This is a genomic window from Streptomyces sp. NPDC057638 (assembly GCF_042800315.1).
Lineage (GTDB): Bacteria > Actinomycetota > Actinomycetes > Streptomycetales > Streptomycetaceae > Streptomyces.
In genome coordinates this window covers 1-3,591 of sequence record NZ_JBHVHF010000503.1, presented here as the reverse complement: position 1 = coordinate 3,591, position 3,591 = coordinate 1, and the positions used below count along the sequence as shown (strand labels likewise).

The 3,591-nt window shown below is 68.6% G+C and carries 3 protein-coding genes; 2 read left to right on the top strand and 1 reads right to left on the bottom strand.

Annotated elements, in window-relative coordinates; all coding sequences use genetic code 11:
• Window positions 1-46: 46 nt before the first annotated feature.
• On the bottom strand, window positions 47-634 hold the full coding sequence (locus ACFVIM_RS33985; protein ID WP_384309912.1) for a hypothetical protein: 588 nt from the start codon (window positions 632-634) through the stop codon (window positions 47-49).
• A 545-nt stretch (window positions 635-1,179) separates the two neighbouring features.
• Between ACFVIM_RS33985 and ACFVIM_RS33980 the strand changes: the two genes are divergently transcribed.
• Window positions 1,180-2,691: a glutamate--cysteine ligase gene (locus ACFVIM_RS33980; protein ID WP_384309909.1), complete on the top strand. Its 1,512-nt coding sequence runs from the start codon at window positions 1,180-1,182 to the stop codon at window positions 2,689-2,691.
• Between the two features lie 66 nt (window positions 2,692-2,757).
• Window positions 2,758-3,564 (top strand): CPBP family intramembrane glutamic endopeptidase, encoded by an 807-nt coding sequence (locus ACFVIM_RS33975; protein WP_384309915.1) that lies wholly within the window; start codon window positions 2,758-2,760, stop codon window positions 3,562-3,564.
• The last annotated feature ends 27 nt before the right edge of the window (window positions 3,565-3,591 follow it).

Genomic DNA, 3,591 nt, shown 5'->3' with positions numbered 1-3,591 from the left:
AGACAGCCACTCAGTGGTCACGGGGCGCACACCTGTCCGTATGGCGTCAGGCGGGTGAACCGAGCAGCGGCTCAGGGGCCAGACGCAGCGTCATCACCGGCAGCAGATCGGCGACACGGGTGGGCCGGTCGGGCGCGATCCCCGGCGGGGCCGGCGCCAGCGGTACCAGGATGTCGCTCGGCAGCGGGGTGGCGCACTCCGCGTCCGCGTCCGGATCGCCGTGCAGCCAGAGCGTCAGCATGTACAGCTCGGGAATGGACAGCAGACGTGGTTGTACGGGAGTGCTCATCGACTCGGCCTGGCGCAGCGCCCGGTCGGTGGAACGGAGGTAGGGACCCTCGAAGAAATGGGAGAACGTCCAGCCGTCGGGGGTGAGGATCACCTCCGCCGCGGCGACGGAGCGCGCCTGGGAACGGATCATGAACCGCCACCCGGCCAGTCGCGTGCATGGAGGTGACGTGCTCGGGACGATCTGGTCCAGTACGTGGACGGGTAGCGGTGACTCGGGGCTCACAGGTCCCTGGACGGACCGGAGAGCGGGGGTGTGCTCCTCGCTGACGGCGGTAGGGGAACCGAGTGCCGCGAGGACGCTGCGCAGGGCGGGCGTGGGAGCCGGGAGGACATGCAGCGGCATGATGGGCCTCTCACTTTGGGAGACACGGTGGAGCGGAGGCAGGTGCCGACAACAGTGTCGGCGCGCGCGGAACCGGGGGGAGAGCTGGGAGTGTCACTGAGTGCCAACTCGCTGCCTCGGTAACGGAGTTTATACGACACGTGTTCTCACGGTGTTTCCGCTAGCGCTCGTGCGTATTAACCGCAAGGCGGGTTCAGGTCCGGCTTCAGTGGTGGATTGCGCCGGATTTCTGATGAACTCTCCGTCATGGCCTGGCAATTTATCGGGAGGGCGGTAGGCCGAAACCAGCCCGTGTTTCTCGCCACGTTTCCCGTCACGTCTCGTACGCCGTTATCTGCGACTGCATCATGCCTCGGTCGTGTGTCACACGACCACGGCTGCCACACTACCGGTCTGTGGGCATCCTCGCTGCGTTATCGATCTGCCAGCGCGGGCATTATCGTCCGAGACGCCGAACCGCGTCATCCAGGAGTCGAGCGATACCGTCCCATGGCGCGAGCGGGTGACGCCGCGCCAGGCCCGTCCGAACGAGGAGGGACACGTCGATGGGGGAGAAGGCCGCGGTGGGCAGGTTCGCGCTCGCCGATCGCCAGCGGTACCGGCGCAAGCTCCAGCAGTGTCTCGCGGGGCTGGGGCGGCTGCTGGACGAGAAGAGGTTCGACCGGCCCAAGAATCTGATCGGCCTGGAGATCGAGTTGAATCTCGCTGGAGCCGACGGTCTGCCTCGCATGATGAATGCCGAGGTCCTGGATCGCATCGCGAGTCAGGATTTCCAGACCGAACTCGGAATGTTCAACCTGGAAGTAAACATTGTTCCGCACCGGATGGGTGACCGGGTTCTCGACCAACTGGCGGAAGAGCTTCGGACCGGCCTCGGATATGCGCACCGAAAAGCGCACGAGGTCGGTGCCGGGATCGTGATGATCGGCATTCTGCCCACCCTCGCGCAGGAGGATCTCGTCTCCGCGAACCTCTCCGACGCCGAGCGGTACGTGATGCTCAACGAGCAGATCGTCGCCGCCCGGGGCGAGGCATTCGCCCTCGATATCGAGGGTGTGGAGCGTCTGACCTGCACCTCCGCCTCGATCGCGCCCGAGGCCGCCTGTACCTCCGTACAGCTCCACCTCCAGGTCACGCCCGCGCGGTTCGCGGATGTGTGGAACGCGGCCCAGGCGGTCGCCGCCGTCCAGGTGGCCGTCGGGGCCAACGCGCCGTTCCTCTTCGGCAAGGAGCTGTGGCGCGAGTCCCGCCCACCGCTCTTCCAGCAGGCCACCGACACCCGGCCGCCGGAACTCCAGGCCCAGGGCGTCCGCCCCCGTACCTGGTTCGGCGAACGGTGGGTGAGTTCGGCCTACGACCTCTTCGAGGAGAACCTGAGGTACTTCCCCGCACTGCTGCCCATCTGCGACGACACCGAGGACCCACTGCGTGTCATCGATGAGGGCGGGGTGCCCCGGCTGAGTGAGCTGGCCCTGCACAACGGCACGGTCTACCGCTGGAACCGTCCGGTGTACGGAGTCGCCGACGGCATCCCTCATCTGCGGGTGGAGAACCGGGTGCTGCCGGCCGGGCCCACGGTCACCGACGTCATCGCCAACGCGGCCTTCTACTACGGACTCGTCCGGGCGCTCGCCGACGAACCACGGCCGGTGTGGAACAGGCTCCCCTTCGAGACCGCGGCCGAAAACTTTGACACCGCGTGCCGTCACGGCATCGAGGCGGAGCTGAGCTGGCCGCGTCCGGGCCGTGGCGGGATCACCCAGGCGCCGGTGGTCAAACTCGTCCGCGATGAACTGCTGCCGCTCGCGGCGGCCGGGCTCGACGCGTGGAACATCGAGCCCAGCGACCGGGACCGCTATCTCGGTGTCATCGAGGAGCGCTGCAAGCGGCGTATGAACGGCGCGACCTGGCAGGCGGAGACGTTCCACCGAGCCCTGGACGCCGGGCTGGAACGCGCTCCGGCGCTGGCGGCGACCACCCGCCGTTACTGCGAACTGATGCACGAGGGCGAGCCGGTGCACACCTGGCCGGTGGGGTTCCCGGGGCCGGCCGGCTGAGCTCGGCCGACCGCCTCGGGTGAGGATGGAGGCCGGACGGACGACGTGTGGGAGGCCGGTGTGCAGGTGGAGGCAGGGCGTAGAGCGGGTTCACTTCCCGAGGGGCCGGGGGAGCGGCTGACACCCAGGACCCTGCGGTCCGAGACACTGCTGGTGCTCGCGCTCTCCCTCGGGGCGAGCGCGGTCTCCTCCCTGATCAGCTTTGTCGGATCGCTGACGAAACCCGGCGGCCTCAAGGAACAGGCGGCCAATCTCAACGGCTCCTACGCCCCCGGCCGCCCCTGGCTCGATCTCGCCTGGCAGCTCTTCAGCATCTCCACCGCGCTGGTCCCGGTGCTGCTGGTGGCCCATCTGCTGCTGCGGGAGGGCGCGGGCGGACTGCGCTGCATGGGCTTCGACCGGACCCGGCCGTGGTTCGACCTCGGGCGCGGCACCCTGGTCGCGGCCGGGATCGGCAGCGCCGGGCTGGCGTTCTACCTGGCGATGCGGGCGGCGGGCTTCAATCTGACGGTGGTGCCGGAGTCGCTGCCCGAGGTGTGGTGGAAGTTCCCCGTACTGATCCTCTCGGCGATGCAGAACTCGGTGGTCGAGGAGGTGATCGTGGTCGGCTATCTGCTGCGCCGCCTCGACCAGCTCGGCTGGAGCCCGATGGCCGCCCTCGCCGCCAGTTCGCTGCTGCGCGGCTCGTACCACCTCTACCAGGGCATCGGCGGCTTCATCGGCAACGCCGTCATGGGTGTGGTCTTCGTCCTGCTCTACCGGCGCTGGGGCCGGGTAGGGCCGCTGGTGGTGGCGCACGCGCTGCTCGACATCGTGGCGTTCGCGGGATACGCGCTGCTGGCCGGGAAGGTCGGCTGGCTGCCGACTCCGTAGCGCGGCCCGGGGCGCACGGCGGATGAC